This window comes from Candidatus Planktophila sulfonica (assembly GCF_002288065.1).
GTDB classification, from domain to species: Bacteria; Actinomycetota; Actinomycetes; order Nanopelagicales; family Nanopelagicaceae; genus Planktophila; species Planktophila sulfonica.
The window spans coordinates 1,215,508-1,233,142 of record NZ_CP016773.1 but is presented as its reverse complement, the minus strand read 5'-3'; the positions used below and the strand labels follow the sequence as shown (position 1 = coordinate 1,233,142).

Here is a 17,635-nt window from a genome sequence, read left to right as displayed (position 1 = left end):
GCATTCTTGACGATCTTGCTCAAGGTCTTGAGCAACCCAGCCCTACTCGCAGGCTTCATAGCCTTCCTGCAGAAGTACCTCCACCCGTAGGCCAGCCCAGCGGCCAAAAAGGGCTGCGCCCTCGCGTATTGAGTGTGCCGATTTTTCATACGCGGGGGTAGGTGGTTGGATTAGGCGTAAGCCTCACTTAGACCCAATGGTGCGTCAAGAGCGTTTACACCAGTTCTAGTCACTGATTTGGGAGTCACAATGCCAATAGCAACCCCTGAAGTTTATGCAGCAATGTTGGACCGCGCTAAGGCCGGAGCATTCGCATACCCAGCAATCAACGTTTCATCTTCGCAGACCATTATTGGTGCGATCCGTGGATTCGCTGAAGCAGAATCAGATGGAATCATCCAATTTTCTTGGGGTGGCGCTGAATACGCATCAGGCTCAACTGTTAAGCACATGGTCGATGGCGCAGTAGCGCTCGCAGAATTCGCACACGTTGTTGCAAAGAATTACAACGTCAACATTGGTATCCACACTGACCACTGCCCAAAGGAGAAGCTCGACGGTTTCATGCGTCCACTTCTCGAAATCGGAGCGCAGCGCGTTAAGGAAGGCAAGCAGCCTCTATTCAACTCACATATGTGGGATGGATCAGCTGTTGATATGCCAGAGAACATGAAGGTTGCTCGCGAACTTCTCGATAAGTCAGTTGCAGCTCGCACAGTTCTTGAAATCGAAATCGGCGTTGTCGGTGGAGAAGAAGATGGCATCGAGGCAAAGCACGATGCAAAGCTTTACTCAACACCTGAAGATGCACTTCTTACAATTGAAACACTTGGACACGATGCAAATGCTCGCTACATGGTGGCAGCAACATTCGGAAACGTTCACGGTGTTTACAAGCCAGGAAACGTTGTTCTTCAGCCAAAGATTCTTAAGACACTTCAGGATGCAGTAGCTGCAAAGCTCGGTCTTCCAGCAGGAAGCAAGCCAATGGATCTCGTATTCCACGGTGGTTCAGGCTCACTTCTTACTGAAATCCGCGAATCACTTGATTACGGCGTAATTAAGATGAATATCGATACTGATACTCAGTACGCATTTACACGTCCAGTTGTTGATCACATCTTCAAGAACTACGACGGCGTTCTCAAGATTGACGGCGAAGTTGGAAATAAGAAGGCTTACGATCCACGTGCGTGGGGCAAGGCTGCTGAAGCAGGAATCGCTGCACGTGTTGGCGTTGCTTGCGAAGATCTTCGTTCAACTGGCACATCACTTCTTAAGTAATTAACGACGAGTCGGAGAGGCTTTATCCATGCCTGCATTAGTACTTCTTGGCGCTCAGTGGGGCGACGAAGGCAAGGGTAAAGCTACCGATTTGCTCGGTGATCGCGTTGATTATGTTGTTCGCTATCAAGGCGGCAACAACGCAGGCCACACAGTTGTAATCGGAGATCAGAAGTACGCACTTCACTTACTTCCATCCGGAATTCTTTCTCCTAACGTTGTTCCAGTAATTGCTAACGGTGTTGTTATCGACCCAGGTGTATTGCTCGAAGAAATTAAGGGACTCACAGAACGCGGTATCGATTGCAGCAAGTTGGTTATCTCAACTAATGCGCACTTGATTACTCCGTATCACCGCACCATCGATAAAGTTTCAGAGCGCTTCCTAGGTAAGTCAAAGATCGGTACAACTGGTCGCGGTATCGGACCTGCGTATGCAGACAAGATCAACCGTATCGGTATTCGCGTACAAGATCTCTTTGATCCATCAATCTTGCGCCAGAAAATCGAAGGCGCACTTCGCGATAAGAACCAAGTCCTTATCAAGGTCTTCAACCGTAAAGATATTGAAGTAGAAGATGTTCTCGAGGAATACCTACGCTATGCCGAAATCTTGCGTCCATACGTTGCAGATACAGTGCTTCTGCTCGATAACGCTTTGAAGGCTGGAAAACGTGTACTTCTTGAAGGTTCACAAGGAACTCTTCTCGATGTCGATCACGGTACTTATCCATTCGTTACATCATCAAACCCAACAGCCGGTGGTGCATGTACTGGTTCCGGAATCGGACCAACAAAGATTGATCGCGTCATCGGAATCGTTAAGGCCTACACAACTCGCGTTGGTTCTGGCCCATTCCCAACTGAACTCTTCGATGAAGATGGCGAAAAACTTCGCACTATTGGTGGCGAAGTCGGTGTAACAACAGGCCGCGCTCGTCGTTGTGGTTGGTATGACGCACCTATCGCTCGTTACGCTGTTCGCGTTAACGGACTCACAGATTTCTTCCTGACAAAGCTCGATGTACTCACCGGCTGGGAACAGATTCCAGTATGTGTTGCATACGAGATCGATGGAAAGCGTGTTGAAGAACTTCCAGCTTCACAATCTGATTTCCACCATGCAAAGCCAATCTACGAATATCTCCCAGGTTGGAAAGAAGATATTTCAGGAGCGACAAAGATCAGCGATCTTCCTAAGAACGCTCAGGATTACATCACCTTCCTCGAGAAGATTTCAGGTGCCCCAATGAGCGCCATCGGAGTCGGGCCTGGGCGTACCCAGACAATTGTCGTCAAGGATTTCATCTAAGCCATGAAAATCCTCCTAGTCGGTAGCGGCGGTCGTGAGCACGCACTCGCACTAGGGCTAAGAGCAGATAAAAGTTGCACTGAACTTCATGCAGCTCCTGGAAATCCAGGTATTGCATCCCTTGCAACTCTTCACCCTGTTGCAATTACAGATAACAACGCAATCCTCAAACTCGCACAGCAATTAGCAGTCGATCTTGTTGTCGTAGGCCCTGAAGTGCCTTTGGTAAATGGGGTATCTGATGCACTGCGTGACGCTGGCTTTGCAGTATTTGGCCCATCAAAGGCAGCTGCACAACTCGAAGGCTCAAAAGATTTTGCTAAGAAAGTAATGCGCGATGCCGGAGTTCCAACAGCGCGCAGCTTCACTTGCACCGAACAATCAGAAATTGAAATGGCGCTCGACACCTTCGGTGCTCCATACGTTGTGAAAGATGATGGCCTTGCTGCAGGTAAAGGTGTTGTCGTTACAAATGATCGCCAAGCAGCACTCGATCATGCGCTTGCATGTTCACGGGTTGTCATCGAGGAATATCTTGCAGGTCCAGAAATTTCACTCTTTGGAATTTCTGATGGCCGCAATATTTTGCCGATGCAACCAGCTCAAGATTTCAAACGTGCATACGATGGCGACGAAGGACCAAACACTGGTGGCATGGGTGCTTACTCGCCACTTCCATGGGCACCGGATGACATCGTCGAAGAGACATATGAAAAAGTCTTAGCTCCCATGATTGCCGAGATGGCTGCTCGTGGAACTCCATTTGTAGGTCTTCTCTATGCAGGTCTTGCACTCACCGATGATGGAATTCGCGTCATTGAATTTAACGCGCGCTTTGGTGATCCAGAGACTCAAGTTCTGATTCCACGACTTATTACTCCGCTGGCAACCCTTCTCTATAACGCTGCAACAGATAGTTTGGATGACGCAGTTCTTCACTGGCGCGATGAAAGCGCCGTCACTGTCGTTCTCGCGGCTCAGGGATACCCAGAATCACCAAAGACTGGCGCTGCTATTTCATCAATTCCCGCCATTGATAAATCACAGGTATTTCATGCAGGCACAAGCGATAGCAGCGGTGCACTACTTTCAACGGGCGGCCGAGTCTTAACGGTCACCGGAACAGGCGCTGATTTAACCGAAGCGCGCGACCGCGCATATCGCGCAATCTCGCAGATTGAACTAGAAGGATCGTTCTACCGCTCTGATATCGCGCTTAATGCGTCGGTCGCCGAGAAGGGCAATTAAATGGGGGAGAATGCACCAGTGAGCGTATTAGCTGATCGTTATGCATCGAAAGAGATGCGCCAAGTCTTTGCGCCAGAACAGAAGATCATCGCCGAACGTAAGTTGTGGCTTGCAGTTGCTCGTGCGCAATCCAAGCTTGGACACCCAATCTCGGATGCAGTAATCGCTGATTACGAAAAGGTGCTAACAAAGGTTGATTTAGCTTCTATCGATGCACGCGAGAAAGTTACTCGCCATGATGTGAAGGCACGTATCGAAGAATTCAACGCACTTGCTGGTCATGAAGCAATCCATGCCGGAATGACTAGCCGTGACTTAACCGAAAATATTGAGGCGCTTCAGGTGCGCGATGGTCTGGCAATTGTTCACGATAAGACAGTTGCACTCCTTGCCGCCCTTGGTGCAAAAGCTGCACAGTATTCAGATCAACCAATTGCTGGCCGTTCACATAATGTGCCTGCACAGATCACCACACTCGGAAAGCGTTTTGCATCCGCTGCCGAAGAACTCCTTTATGCCTACGAACGTCTTGCTTCTCTGCAGAGCCGCTATCCAATGCGTGGAATTAAGGGTCCTGTTGGTACCGCTCAAGATTCAATCGATTTGCTCGGTTCCACCGAAGCGCACCAATCACTAGAATCTGCGATTGCTAAAGAACTCGGCTTCGATCGCGTTCTCGATTCAACTGGCCAGGTTTATCCCCGTTCACTCGACTACGAAGTACTCACAACTCTTGTTCAGCTGGCGACTTCACCATCTTCTCTTGCAACCTCAATCCGCTTAATGGCGGGCGCAGAGCTTGTTACAGAAGGCTTTAAGGCAGGCCAGGTTGGTTCATCGGCGATGCCACACAAGATGAATACCCGTTCATGCGAACGCGTAAACGGCCTCACCGTTATTTTGCGCGGCTACGCATCGATGGTCTCTGAACTTGCTGGAAATCAATGGAACGAAGGCGATGTTTCATGCAGCGTTGTTCGTCGCGTTGCTCTTCCCGATGCCTTCTATGCCATGGATGGATTGCTCGAAACAATGCTTACAGTTCTCAACGAGTTCGGCGCTTTCCCCGCAGTGATTTCTGCAGAGCTCGAGCGCTACCTTCCATTCTTAGCAACAACAAAGATTTTGATGGCATCTGTTAAAGCGGGCGTCGGTCGCGAAGTCGCACATGAAGCGATTAAAGAACATGCAGTTGCTACAGCTCTTGGTATGCGCGAAGGAAAGCCAAACAATTTCCTCGATGCAATTGCAGGCGATGACCGCATTCCATTTAAGCGCGCAGAACTAGATGCGCTGATTGGTAACCCCATTGAATTTACTGGCGATGCTCGCCAACAAGTAGCTCGAGTTGTAAGTCGCATCGACGCGATTACTTCCGCGCACCCTGCCGCAGCGCAGTACAAACCCGCCAGTATCCGGTGAGCGGCTTCGGCGCAGCTGGCGCACCGCCAGCACCAGTCATCGAAGGTTGGAAGCACCTTCGCACAGGAAAAGTCCGCGATCTCTATACAAATGAATCCGGTGAAATTCTCTTAGTTGCATCCGATCGCATCTCTGCATTCGATTGGGTTTTGCCGACAACAATTCCTAATAAGGGCGCGATTCTTACTCAGCTTTCACTGTTCTGGTTCGAACTCTTGGCGGATATCGTTCCCAACCACATCATTAGCGATGATGTCCCTGCTTCAGTTTCTGATCGCGCAGTCATTGTCCAACCGCTTGAAATGTTTGCCATCGAATGCGTAGCTCGCGGGTATCTGACGGGCAGCGGACTTGCTGAATATAAAGGCAACCAGGCAGTCTGCGGAAACCCACTCCCAGCAGGGTTATTAGATGGCTCAGCGCTTCCAACAAGCATCTTTACCCCAGCGACAAAGGCTGAAATCGGCGACCACGACATCAATATCGATTTTGAAAGCGCTGCCAATATTGTTGGCGCAGATCAAGCAGCAGAACTGCGCGACTTAACTATCAAGCTCTATGACACAGCAGCTGATTTTGCTCGCAGCCGCGGAATTATCTTGGCAGATACAAAATTTGAATTTGGAATCAATATGGCTGGTGAAATTACATTGGGTGATGAAGCTCTGACTCCTGACTCTTCCCGTTTCTGGGAGGCCGATGGATGGGCTCCAGGAAAATCGCAACCATCATTTGATAAGCAATTTGTCCGTGATTGGTTGACATCAAGTGGATGGGATAAAGAATCCACACCTCCAGAATTGCCTGCAGAGATTGTAGAAAAAACTGCGGCGCGATATGAAGAAGCTTTTGAACGTATTACCGGTAGCAAGTTTTAATAGATTCCAAAATAACAACTAGGGAGATAAAAATGGCAAAGATCGTGGTTGATGTGATGTTAAAGCCCGAAATTCTTGACCCACAAGGTAAGGCAGTTGCTGCAGCGCTCCCTCGTCTTGGATTTAACTTTGCCAAAGATGTTCGCCAAGGAAAGCGATTTGAAATTGAAGTCGATGGCGATCCAACTCCCGCTCAGCTTGCCGATGTCGAAAAGGCAGCTGAGAAGCTACTTTCAAACCCTGTGATTGAAAACTTCACAGTTCGAGTGGAGAAGTAATAACAATGAAAATTGGTGTTGTAACTTTTCCAGGCACTCTCGATGATCGAGATGCAGCCCGCGCTGTACGCCATGCCGGTGGCGAATCAGTTGCTTTGTGGCATAACGATGCAGATCTTCACGGTGTAGATGCAGTCATCCTCCCTGGTGGCTTCTCTTACGGTGACTATCTCCGTTGTGGTGCAATCTCTCGCTTTTCTCCAGTGATGGAGCCAATCATCAAGGCAGCCCAGGGCGGTATGCCTCTACTAGGTATCTGTAACGGCTTTCAGGTCCTTGCCGAAGCTCACCTGATACCAGGTGCGCTTACTCGTAACCACGAACTTCACTTCTTATGCCGTGACCAGAAACTGACCATCGAAAATACAAATACTGCGTGGACATCTTCATTTACTCAAGGGCAAGAGATCCTCATTCCCTTAAAGAATGGAGAAGGCGCATATATGTGCGATGATGAAACCCTTGCAGCGCTTGAAGGCGAAGGTCGCATCATTGCTCGCTATGTTGGCGAAAATCCAAATGGATCACGTAATTTGATTGCTGGAATTACAAACGAACGTGGAAATATTGTTGGTTTGATGCCACACCCCGAACATGCAATCGATTCACTTACTGGTCCATCAGCAGATGGTCTTGGGTTCTTTACTTCCGTTCTGAAAGCGATGGTGAAGTAATGTCACTCGATACCGTTGCAACAGCACAAGCAAATCCAGACGCTTCACAACCATTTGCTGAACTTGGCTTGAAGCCCGACGAATACGCGCGCATCAAGGAAATTCTTGGTCGCCGCCCAACTTCATCTGAACTCGCTATGTATTCAGTGATGTGGTCCGAACACTGCTCATATAAATCTTCCAAAGTTCACCTGAAGCAATTCGGTGACAAGGCTGTTAAGACCGATGCTCTTCTTGTCGGTATCGGCGAGAACGCTGGCGTTGTCGATGTTGGTCAGGGTTACGCAGTAACTTTCAAAATCGAATCTCACAACCACCCATCATTTATCGAGCCATACCAAGGCGCTGCAACCGGCGTTGGTGGAATCGTTCGTGACATCTTGACGATGGGTGCACGTCCGATCGCAGTGATGGATCCACTTCGCTTTGGTCCAGCGGATGCAGCCGATACTCGACGCGTATTACCTGGCATCGTTGCAGGCGTCGGTGGATACGGAAACTGTCTTGGTTTGCCAAATATCGGTGGCGAAGTTGTATTCGATGAGACCTACCTCGGAAACCCTTTGGTTAATGCTCTTTGCGTAGGCGTTATGAAACATAGCGATATCAAGCTTGCCAAAGCTGCCGGTGCCGGAAACCTTGTCGTTCTCTACGGGGCAAAGACTGGCGGAGATGGAATCGGCGGAGTATCTGTCCTTGCTTCTGAAACTTTTGAATCAAAGGGACCTGCAAAGCGTCCGGCAGTTCAGGTTGGCGATCCATTCGTTGAGAAAGTTCTTATCGAATGTTCACTCGAAATCTTCGCTGAAGATTTAGTTGTAGGTATTCAAGATCTTGGCGGCGCAGGTCTTTCTTGTGCAACATCAGAACTTGCTTCAGGTGGCTCAGGTGGCATGAAGGTTCAGCTCGACAAGGTTCCATTGCGCGATCCATCACTTTCACCAGAAGAAATCTTGATGTCAGAATCACAAGAGCGCATGTGCGCAATTGTCGAACCAAGCAAGATTGCTCGCTTCCTCGAAATCTGCGAGAAGTGGGATGTCACTGTCACGGTCATTGGTGAAGTCACAGATGGCAACCATCTTGAAATTACCTGGAACGGCGAACTTATCGTTGATGTTCCACCTCGCACTGTGGCCCACGATGGTCCGGTCTATAACCGACCACTTGCACAACCAGCCTATATCGATGCAGTTGCAAAGGAAGTTATCAACGTTCCGCTTCCAACAACTGCTGATGAAATCAAAGCAACAGTTTTGAAACTTGCTGCAACTCCAAACCTTGCAGATAAGTCTTGGGTAACTGATCAATACGACCGTTATGTCCAGGGAAACTCAATTCAATCGCAGCCAGATGACTCTGGAATGGTGCGTATCGATGAGAAGACGCATCTCGGAGTTGCAGTTGCCACAGATGCCAATGCCAACTGGTCATATCTGAATCCATACGAAGGCGCGAAGTTGGCACTTGCTGAAGCTGCTCGCAATATTGCAACTGCTGGCGCAAAACCACTAGCTGTTACTAACTGCCTTAACTTTGGTTCTCCTGAAGATCCAGGGGTAATGTGGCAGTTCGCAGAGTCAGTGCGTGGCCTTGCTGATGGCTGTCTAGAGATGGGTCTTCCTGTAACAGGCGGAAACGTCTCGTTCTACAACCAGACAGGCGCAGTAGCAATTCTTCCAACTCCAGTCATTGGTGTTCTTGGAGTAATCGATGATGTTCGTACACGCACTCCAATGTCATTTGATCGCGCAGGTCTTGATCTCTACCTATTAGGTGAAACCGAGAATGATCTTGCGGGTAGCGAATGGGCATACATGCACGACCAACGTGGCGGTATTGCACCAACTGCAGATCTTCAACGTGAAATGCGATTGATTGATCTTCTTGTTGCTGGCCGCACAAAGAAGATCTTTAGCGCAGCGCACGATTTAAGTCAGGGCGGTCTTGCTGCAACTCTGACCGAAATGGTTCTGCGTTACAACACAGGTGCAACTGTGCAACTCGACAATGTTGGTCTTGCACTTTTGAGCGAAACCCCAGGACGTGTAGTCGTTGCTATTGACCCTGCACGAACCGCCGCACTTACAAGCGAGGCAGCTTCTCAGAAGATTGCGCTGACAAAGATTGGAACAACTGGGGGAGATTCACTCGTTATCAACGACGCGAAGATTTCACTGGTTGAACTTCGTAAAGCGCATACCGAAACTTTCCCAAAGTTGTTTGGATAAATTCGATGCGCGATCCACAGGTACTTGCAGAAGTAAAGGAGACTCTCGCTCTCCTTACTGAACGTGCACCTGGTCGCGCCATCGAAGTTCGTATTCCGCCATATGCCGCAGTGCAATGCGGTGAAGGTCCAACACATACTCGCGGAACTCCACCGAATACTGTTGAGATGGATGCACAGACATGGTTGGCACTTGCCAATGGTGAAAAGAGTTGGGCAGATGCAATGGCAGCTGGCCTGATCTCCGCTTCTGGCATCCGCGCCGATTTATCCCAACTACTACCGCTTAGGATGACCCCATGAGCCGTCGCCCAGATGGATTGTTAAATCACAACGTTCTTGAAGACGATAAAGGTCCGCAAGATGCATGTGGAGTCTTTGGCGTGTGGGCACCAGGCGAAGAAGTCGCAAAGTTAACGTTCTACGGCCTTTACGCGTTGCAACATCGCGGACAAGAATCAGCAGGAATCGCAACATCTGATGGCAATCGCATCTTGGTCTATAAAGATATGGGCTTGGTTTCACAGGTCTTCACTGAAACAGATTTAGCTTCACTCGTTGGCAATCTTGCAATCGGTCACTGCCGCTACAGCACAACAGGTTCAAGCACATGGGTCAATGCGCAGCCAACTCTTCGCCCAACAAAGTACGGAACTTTGGCGCTTGCTCACAATGGCAATCTCACAAACACTGGCGACCTTGCCGAGTTAGTGCAGAAACTTGAGGTTGAAACACCAAAGAATGAACGCGGTGCAACGACAGATACTGAAATCATGACGGCGCTCATTGGTCTGCAAGACGAGAAGAACGTTGAAGCAAGTGCACTCGCTGTTTTGCCAAAGCTTGAAGGTGCCTTCTCACTCGTCTTTATGGATGAACACACCTTGTATGCAGCGCGCGATCGTCATGGTGTTCGCCCACTTGTTATCGGCAAACTCGATCGTGGCTGGGTAGTTGCATCAGAATCTGCAGCGCTCGACATTGTCGGTGCAGCTTTTGTTCGTGAAGTCGAACCAGGTGAATTCCTTGCAATCAATGAAGATGGAATTCGCTCTGAGATGTGGGCAAAGCCTGAACCAAAGGGTTGCATATTTGAATATGTCTATCTTGCCCGACCAGATACAACAATTGCTGGACAGAGCATTCATGCAGTCCGCGGCCGCATTGGCCAGCGCCTTGCCATTGAAGCGCCAGTAGATGCAGATCTTGTAATACCCGTTCCTGAATCAGGAACGCCTGCAGCTATTGGTTACGCAAAACAATCAGGAATCCCATACGGCTTAGGACTTGTGAAGAATTCCTATGTTGGCCGTACATTTATTCAACCATCACAAACTATTCGCCAACTTGGTATTCGCCTCAAACTTAATCCGCTACGCGAGATCATCGAAGGAAAACGAATCATCGTTGTCGATGATTCAATTGTTCGTGGCAATACGCAGCGCGCACTTGTACGTATGTTGCGTGAAGCTGGTGCTCTCGAGATTCACGTTCGAATTTCATCCCCACCTGTGAAGTGGCCTTGTTTCTACGGAATCGACTTTGCTACTCGCGCAGAACTCATTGCCAGTGGCCTTGAAGTTGAAGAGATTCGTCGCTCTATTGGCGCTGATTCACTCGCTTACGTTTCTGAAGAAGGTTTGATTGAAGCGACTAACGTTGCCGAAGAGAAGCTCTGCCGTGCATGTTTCTCAGGACAATACCCAATCGCTATTCCAACAGATATGTCAGAAGGCAAAATGCGCCTTGAAGTCACAGATGTTCACACAGTAAAGGTTCACAAGTAATGGCAACGTATAAAGATTCTGGCGTTGATATCGATGCAGGAGATCGCGCAGTTGAATTGATGAAGGCCTCAATTGCCCGCGCATCACGCCCTGAAGTAATGGGTGGCATTGGTGGGTTTGCTGGCCTCTTTGATGCATCAGCACTGAAAGAGATGAAGCAACCACTACTTGCAACATCAACCGATGGCGTCGGAACAAAGACAGAGATTGCACGTGCAATGGGTAAGTACGACACCATCGGTGAAGATCTCGTTGCCATGGTTGTTGATGATCTTGTTGTTTGTGGCGCAGAACCACTCTTTATGACTGATTACATCGCTGTTGGAAAAGTGATCCCTGAGCGCATTTCAGATATCGTCGCTGGAATTGCGCGTGGTTGTCAGAAAGCTGGAACAGCACTTGTTGGTGGCGAGACTGCAGAACACCCCGGACTTCTTGCAGAAGATGAATTTGATATCGCAGGAGCTGCAACTGGCGCAGTAGATGCAGATAAACAACTTGGCGCTCATCGCGTTAAGGCCGGAGATCTCATCATCGCAATGCCAGCAAGTGGATTCCATGCAAATGGTTATTCATTAATTCGCCACATTCTCAGCTCTCAGAAACTTGACCTTTCAAAGACTTATGAAGGTTTCTCACAGTCACTCGGTGAGATTCTTCTGACCCCGACTGAGATTTACTCACTCGACTGTCTTGCACTCATCAAGGCGCAGGGCGAGAAGTTACGTACATTTAGCCACATCACTGGCGGCGGACTTGCTGACAACACTGCACGAGTTATCCCTGCAGGCCTTACCGCGAAATATGATCGTTCTACTTGGGCGCTTCCGGCCGCAACTAAGTTCTTGGCAGATGTTGCTTCTGTCCCACAAGAAGATATGGAACGCACCTGGAACTGTGGCATTGGAATGTCGGCTGTCGTCGACCCAGCTATCGGAGATTTAGTAATTCGCTCATTGGCAGCGCGAGGCATGTCAGCTTGGATTGCTGGCGTCGTTGAGCCTTCTGGAGATAAGGACGCTGCTCGTTCATACTTGGTATCTGACTACAAGGGGTAAATTTCATGGCAAGTAAGTCCAAGGTCGCAGCTAGGAAGCAGGCATCATCTGCAAAGAAGATCAGCTTCTATCTCATCGCCATTCCTGTCTTCGCCTTCTTCATCAAACTGATCATCATGTCCAATATCCGTGGGACTGATGGTGCGATGTTGGGTGGGTGGTTAGGCGCAGATGGTGAGAACTACTTAAGTGGCGTCGATGGCTTACTTCAGCAAGGTTATTTCAGCGATAAGAGCATTCTTTCTTACTGGCCAGCTGGCTATCCCATTCTTATCTGGATCCTCACAAAGATTTCACTTGCTCATGTCATCTTCCTTATTTCATTTACCCAATCTATTTTCTACGCATACGCAAGCTATTACTTTGTAAAGCAGCTACGTGGCACCAAGTTGCAGCCATATATGTTCCTTATTGGCCTTGCACTCGCCTTCAATCCAACGCTCTCACTCAGTTCATTGGCCGTCGGATATGAAAGCCCTATCGCTGCATGTATGTTGATGGTTGTCGGCTTGATTATGAAGTCACGACAAAGTGCGCATGATCGCCAATTTATTCTCCGCGTTATTTCTGCAGGATTCTTCTCAGCGCTAGCAACTTTTATGCAGCCCCGCTGGATTCTTACCTCAATCGTTATTGCAGTTTTGTGGGCGCTCATCACTAAGGGCCGTAAAGCACAAGCACTGATTCTTGTCGGCGTTGTTGGAATCATGGCTCTTGCACCTGCCATCATGATTCAGCGAAATATTCAGTCGATTGATAAGTCAGTTATTTCTACAAACTTGGGCGTCACAATGCGCATCGGTGCAGGCGATGAAACTCAAGGCGGATACGCACACACTGGTCCTGATGTTCCTTGCGAGCCAGTAGCGCCAGCAACTGCAGTTACTGATAACGATGTCGTGAAGTGTGTGATCAAGTGGTATGCAAGCAACCCTGGAAAATCAATCCGCCTCTTTATTAACAAGGCTTGGTTCTATTGGACACCTTGGTCTGGCCCACTTGGTAACGGAACGATGGCGCGCAATCCATGGCTTAAGGTCAATCCGATTGTAAATATCGCCAAGGGCAGCCAATCCGGCAACGACCTTGTCTATAAATCAATTGGCCGCGGAATTTCATTCTTCTGGGTCATCGGTTGCATCTCTCTCTTCTTCATCGGATTCTTCTGGCTCCGTTCCATGAAGGGCATCTATGCCAACCTGGCATATGCCTCTGCTATCCCTGTCGTCATCTCGTGGCTCGTATCCATGGGAACGATTGGAGATCACCGTTTCCGCATCCCTACGATGTCTCTGAGCGTCTTTCTGCAGGTCTTGGGCTACTTCGCCCTCCGTCATCGGGTCAAAACAGGCTCATTTGCCGTTGCTTTGGAGTCCAGCGCTCAGGCGCGATAACCTACGCGCCTGGCACATCAGCTATTCGTAAGGAGGTCGCCCATGGGCCGCGGCCGTGCAAAAGCTAAGCAGACCAAGGTTGCTCGCGATTTGAAGTACAACTCTCAGGACATGGACCTCGATCGCCTTACTAAGGAACTCCACGGAGATGTCCCTAATCAGCAGAATCAGGATGATGACGATCCTTTTGCTGAAGGCAATTACATTCCACGCGCGTGAAACCAACGCCGTATGTCGCATCACTGCGAATTTACGAACCCCTTTCAGCATTCGAACCTGTCGACCGAATTCGTTGGCAGAATATCGATGCATCAATCGACTCTCGAAAAGAAGAGCAGGCGCTCGCACTTCGTCGTTTAGTTTTTCCTGAACCTCCAGCCGTTCGCCCTGATGGTGCACACGTTCTTGATATCAATGGAACTCGTTATGTGTCGCCGTGGTCTACTGCAACTCGTTGCTGGGCAGCTCTTGATGATTTTAAAGATTCACTCCCATCTTCCATCACGCCATTCTTTATTCCATCTTCACTCGAAGAGGTAATTACAACTGGCGTTGATCTACTTGAAGATCGCGTGCCGCACATCATCACTGAGAATTGGGTTGTTCCACCTCGCTGGTTCTCGATTTTTACTCCCGATGAACGAGTGCGCGGAGTAGATGAAGATGGACCGTATTCTTTTGCTCGCACCACAATGTCGAAGGCACGCGAACGTGCACTCGAGTCTCATGAAACTGTTCTTGGTGCATTTGGACAAGGTCCTGTCGAGCAAGAGATTGAAAATATGATCGATTGGCTTGAACTCTTCCACCCTGAATCACTTGTCGAACTCGATTACGGTGGGCTGGCCGGTTATCTCGATTCAGCACTTCGTGCCCAAGGCCTTGATGGGATTAATGATGATTCATCCATTGAAGATGTTGCATTTAGTTTGTCTGGGCTCTCAGCCGGCGATGGTTCAATCGCAGGTCAGGGTTATGAGCGCTTGGTTTCCCGCTGGCGCGCAGTTCAAGCCTTCGAATCAGCAATTTAGCGCTCCTAGATAATTTCATTTTGGATTTCATCTTCGGCGGTATTGCCACAGGTGATTTCGTGAGGAATACTTCCCGTCATTACGGAGCAAAACGGACATTTCAGTCCCGCATCCGATGAGTGAATTAAGTGGGAGAGCTTATGAATCGTCTGCCTGATGCAGAGGTACTCCTTACCCCACGCGAAGTCGCTGATCTCTTTGGTGTTGATCCCAAGACAGTTACTCGCTGGGCAAAGGCAGGAAAGCTCACCTCGATTCGTACATTGGGTGGCCACCGTCGTTATCGTAAATCTGAAGTCGATGATCTTCGCGCAAATTATTTCAAGGCACAGAACTAATACCTATTTAGCTAGATGAACTTTTCACTATGACCTATTCCATTGAGCAATTTTTCTTACTCGGTTTTCTGACACTCGTTTTTGTTGGACTCATTACTCCGCCAATTCGTAATGTCGCTTTGCGTGTTGGCGCAGTCGATGCACCGACACTTGCTCGCAAAGCTCAGAAGGAGCCAGTTCCTTATTTAGGTGGAGTTGCGATTGCTATCGGAATCGTTTCTGCATCCTACGGATCAATCCTTGCCGTCGATTTCTCAATTGATAGCTTGAAACTTGCAAGCTTTGTTCTTGTACCTGCAATTGCAATTTCAGCGATGGGGCTTTGGGATGACCTCAAAGGTCTTGAACCATGGCCTCGTCTCGTTGCTCAGACTTTCACTGGAATCATCGTTGCAGTCATTTTGACCGTTACCGACACAATGGGATTTGCCTTCAATAACCACCTACTTAACTACTCGATCACCGTTCTCTGGATCGTCGGCGTCTGTAATTCAATTAACTTCTTCGATAACCACGATGGTGGAGCAGCAGGAACAGTTGCAGTTATTACCTTCTTCCTCTTCTTTATCGCCTATGACCGCCAACAGATTTTGGTCAGCGCACTTGCAATCGTTACAGCAGGCGCAACTGCAGGCTTTCTTATCTGGAACCGCCACCCTGCCAAGATTTACATGGGAGATGCGGGCTCTCTCTTCCTTGGAATCATCATCTCGGTGCTCACGATTCGTTTAAGCCCTGGAGTAATTCCTTCCTATAAATCACTTGCTATTCCGCTCTTCTTAATGGCAACACCGATTCTCGACACCACCGTCGCCGTTATTTCACGCCTTTATCGCGGCATCTCTCCATTCCAAGGTGGACGCGATCACTTGTCACATCGCCTAATGCGCGAAGGTCTAAACCGGCGCATCACAGCTTTCACGCTGTGGGGTTTAGCGGCCTTCTACGGCTTTATCGCTCTTGCAATCTATACATGGCCGGATACATACGGTCTGCCGCTCATCATCTTTGGAGCAACAGTGTGGGTTGCAAAACTGATTTTCTTCTTACGAATTCCATCTGAGGGGTAGACTCTCACCATGGCCGATAAGAATGATGACATGAAAGCAAGAATGCTTGCTGCCCTTGAAGCAAAGAAGAATAAGAAGGGCGCTCCAGGCACTCAAACACATTCTGAATCAGGATCAAAGATTCGCGGCGGACAACGCAGCGGTGGAGCTCCACAAGTTCAGCGTAAGGCCGGACCATCTGGCTCAGGTTCTGCAGGCTAAATTTTCTTCTAGCAGTGCCATTTCTTCTTGAAATTAGAGTTCGACCAAACGCTTCGCGAAATAAAGTTGGCGGAAGCGTTGGAGAACCCCCTCGATTAATCGTTGCAGTGCAAGCTCCTGCAGTCGATGGCAAAGCCAATCAAGCAGTTATAAAAGAGTTAGCTAGCGCTTTTAATCTGCGAGCCCGTGATTTCACAATTGTCTTTGGCGAACTGGGTCGCGATAAACGGTTATTAGTCGATGGAGATAAAAAAACTCTCCAAGCAAAGCTTGAAGAGTTAATGGGCGAACCCAAACTTCTGTAATGAAGAAGCACTTGTGGCTCGGGACAGGATCGAACTGTCGACCTCACGATTTTCAGTCGCGCGCTCGTACCAACTGAGCTACCGAGCCAATATGTAGTTGTAGTTATTGCTATGTTAAAAAAAGAAGAGAGCGTGTGGACACTCTCTTCTTTCGCGACCCGGACGGGACTTGAACCCGCGACCTCCGCCGTGACAGGGCGGCGCGCTAACCAACTGCGCTACCGGGCCTTGATAAATCAAAGCCGTACTTCTTGCTACCTCGAGTGCCCCCAACGGGATTCGAACCCGTGTTACCGCCGTGAAAGGGCGATGTCCTAGGCCCCTAGACGATGGGGACGTTTGAGGCTCGCAAATCGTACCTTCTTAAGCGTGCACGACCAAACTCGCGAAAAAGACCCTAGAAAACGGGCAGTTTTAGAGCAGAGCCCACTGAACTGTGACGGCAATGGTCACATCTTGCTGACCTAAATCAATCACCGTTGCATCAGATTCTGCTTTAGCAACAGCCATCACAGGTGTGTAATTTGTAGGAGCAGAATTCTCAATGAGGTAATTAACTTTGCCGAGCTTTGCTCCCATTAACTTTGCATAGGAAGATGCTTTTGCTTTAGCGCTCTTTACTGCAGCAGCTCGTGCTGCTTCGAGTGATTTTGTTGAATCAAGTACGAATGGTGTTGCGCCATTGATCTGCAAATTATCGCCACCGGCTGCAACGAGTGAATCAACGAGTGCGCCTGCTGTATCAGCAGCGCGAACCGTGATGGTAAATGACTGTGAACCGCGGTATCCAGTCAGAGTAGATCCACCGTCATTGGTGTACTTATATTCCGGATAGACCGTAACGCTCTGAGTGGCAATATCTTTTGTATCAATCTTTGCTGTCTTAAGTGCCGCACGAACTGCTGTTGCAGTCTTTGCTGTTGCAGCAAGGGCTTCTTTGCTTGTTGCAGCTACAGCGGTAGCAGTTGCGTTGATTCGAACTGCATCTGGGACAACTTTTACGACGCCTTGTGCTGAGACTGTGATGTAGCGAGTTGCTGCTGCTTCAGCTGCAGGGCTTAGAACTCCCGCAGCAACAGTCATCAAAAGGGCAATTACGGAGATACGTTTACGAGTTGTCATAAA

At 48.9% G+C, this 17,635-nt stretch carries 19 protein-coding genes and 3 tRNA genes; 18 read left to right on the top strand and 4 right to left on the bottom strand.

What is annotated here, in order from left to right:
* The first annotated feature begins 249 nt into the window (after positions 1-249).
* The 18 genes from fbaA (at position 250) to A1sIA56_RS06250 (ending at position 16,510) form a co-directional block, all read left to right on the top strand.
* Positions 250-1,284: a class II fructose-bisphosphate aldolase gene (gene fbaA / locus A1sIA56_RS06335; protein WP_095674050.1), complete on the top strand. Its 1,035-nt coding sequence runs from the start codon at positions 250-252 to the stop codon at positions 1,282-1,284.
* Between the two features lie 28 nt (positions 1,285-1,312).
* Positions 1,313-2,596, top strand: a complete 1,284-nt coding sequence (locus A1sIA56_RS06330) for an adenylosuccinate synthase (RefSeq protein ID WP_095674049.1) — start codon at positions 1,313-1,315, stop codon at positions 2,594-2,596.
* A gap of 3 nt (positions 2,597-2,599) precedes the next feature.
* Entirely contained in the window at positions 2,600-3,844 is a 1,245-nt protein-coding gene (gene purD, locus A1sIA56_RS06325) for a phosphoribosylamine--glycine ligase (protein ID WP_095674048.1), read from the top strand.
* Entirely contained in the window at positions 3,845-5,266 is a 1,422-nt protein-coding gene (gene purB / locus A1sIA56_RS06320; protein ID WP_095674047.1) for an adenylosuccinate lyase, read from the top strand.
* Positions 5,263-6,144 carry a phosphoribosylaminoimidazolesuccinocarboxamide synthase gene (locus A1sIA56_RS06315; protein ID WP_095674046.1) on the top strand — a complete coding sequence of 294 codons (882 nt, stop codon included), beginning with the start codon at positions 5,263-5,265 and terminating at the stop codon, positions 6,142-6,144. Before purB ends, A1sIA56_RS06315 begins: the two co-directional genes overlap by 4 nt.
* A 32-nt stretch (positions 6,145-6,176) precedes the next feature.
* A complete protein-coding gene (gene purS, locus A1sIA56_RS06310; RefSeq protein ID WP_095674045.1) occupies positions 6,177-6,422 on the top strand; it encodes a phosphoribosylformylglycinamidine synthase subunit PurS in 246 nt (81 codons plus the stop codon).
* Between the two features lie 5 nt (positions 6,423-6,427).
* Positions 6,428-7,096 carry a phosphoribosylformylglycinamidine synthase subunit PurQ gene (gene purQ / locus A1sIA56_RS06305; RefSeq protein ID WP_095674044.1) on the top strand — a complete coding sequence of 223 codons (669 nt, stop codon included), beginning with the start codon at positions 6,428-6,430 and terminating at the stop codon, positions 7,094-7,096.
* Positions 7,096-9,327, top strand: coding sequence for a phosphoribosylformylglycinamidine synthase subunit PurL (gene purL, locus A1sIA56_RS06300; protein WP_095674043.1), 2,232 nt, complete (start codon positions 7,096-7,098; stop codon positions 9,325-9,327). Before purQ ends, purL begins: the two co-directional genes overlap by 1 nt.
* A gap of 5 nt (positions 9,328-9,332) precedes the next feature.
* Complete coding sequence (locus tag A1sIA56_RS06295; protein WP_095674042.1) at positions 9,333-9,629, top strand: sterol carrier family protein; 297 nt, start codon at positions 9,333-9,335, stop codon at positions 9,627-9,629.
* Complete coding sequence (gene purF, locus A1sIA56_RS06290) at positions 9,626-11,113, top strand: amidophosphoribosyltransferase (protein ID WP_095674041.1); 1,488 nt, start codon at positions 9,626-9,628, stop codon at positions 11,111-11,113. Before A1sIA56_RS06295 ends, purF begins: the two co-directional genes overlap by 4 nt.
* A complete protein-coding gene (purM, locus tag A1sIA56_RS06285) occupies positions 11,113-12,171 on the top strand; it encodes a phosphoribosylformylglycinamidine cyclo-ligase (protein WP_095674040.1) in 1,059 nt (352 codons plus the stop codon). The genes purF and purM overlap by 1 nt, the downstream gene beginning before the upstream one ends.
* Positions 12,172-12,176: 5 nt before the next feature.
* A complete protein-coding gene (locus A1sIA56_RS06280; protein ID WP_095674039.1) occupies positions 12,177-13,565 on the top strand; it encodes a hypothetical protein in 1,389 nt (462 codons plus the stop codon).
* Positions 13,566-13,607: 42 nt separating this feature from the next.
* Positions 13,608-13,784: a DUF3073 domain-containing protein gene (locus A1sIA56_RS06275; RefSeq protein WP_095674038.1), complete on the top strand. Its 177-nt coding sequence runs from the start codon at positions 13,608-13,610 to the stop codon at positions 13,782-13,784.
* On the top strand, positions 13,781-14,596 hold the full coding sequence (locus A1sIA56_RS06270) for a DUF8083 family protein (protein WP_095674037.1): 816 nt from the start codon (positions 13,781-13,783) through the stop codon (positions 14,594-14,596). Before A1sIA56_RS06275 ends, A1sIA56_RS06270 begins: the two co-directional genes overlap by 4 nt.
* A gap of 140 nt (positions 14,597-14,736) precedes the next feature.
* Positions 14,737-14,934, top strand: coding sequence for a BldC family transcriptional regulator (locus tag A1sIA56_RS06265; protein ID WP_095674036.1), 198 nt, complete (start codon positions 14,737-14,739; stop codon positions 14,932-14,934).
* 29 nt (positions 14,935-14,963) lie between these two features.
* Positions 14,964-16,004 carry an MraY family glycosyltransferase gene (locus tag A1sIA56_RS06260; protein WP_095674035.1) on the top strand — a complete coding sequence of 347 codons (1,041 nt, stop codon included), beginning with the start codon at positions 14,964-14,966 and terminating at the stop codon, positions 16,002-16,004.
* Positions 16,005-16,013: 9 nt separating this feature from the next.
* On the top strand, positions 16,014-16,205 hold the full coding sequence (locus A1sIA56_RS06255; RefSeq protein WP_095674034.1) for a DUF5302 family protein: 192 nt from the start codon (positions 16,014-16,016) through the stop codon (positions 16,203-16,205).
* 14 nt (positions 16,206-16,219) lie between these two features.
* On the top strand, positions 16,220-16,510 hold the full coding sequence (locus tag A1sIA56_RS06250; RefSeq protein ID WP_223298431.1) for a DUF167 domain-containing protein: 291 nt from the start codon (positions 16,220-16,222) through the stop codon (positions 16,508-16,510).
* Between the two features lie 14 nt (positions 16,511-16,524).
* On the opposite strand, the gene A1sIA56_RS06245 is transcribed toward A1sIA56_RS06250, so the two are convergent.
* From A1sIA56_RS06245 to A1sIA56_RS06230, 4 genes are all read right to left on the bottom strand, one after another.
* Positions 16,525-16,598: transfer RNA gene (locus A1sIA56_RS06245), tRNA-Phe, on the bottom strand.
* Between the two features lie 66 nt (positions 16,599-16,664).
* Positions 16,665-16,738: transfer RNA gene (locus A1sIA56_RS06240), tRNA-Asp, on the bottom strand.
* 36 nt (positions 16,739-16,774) lie between these two features.
* Positions 16,775-16,847 (bottom strand) — tRNA-Glu (locus A1sIA56_RS06235).
* 77 nt (positions 16,848-16,924) lie between these two features.
* On the bottom strand, positions 16,925-17,632 hold the full coding sequence (locus A1sIA56_RS06230; RefSeq protein WP_095674032.1) for an SIMPL domain-containing protein: 708 nt from the start codon (positions 17,630-17,632) through the stop codon (positions 16,925-16,927).
* Positions 17,633-17,635 lie beyond the last annotated feature (3 nt).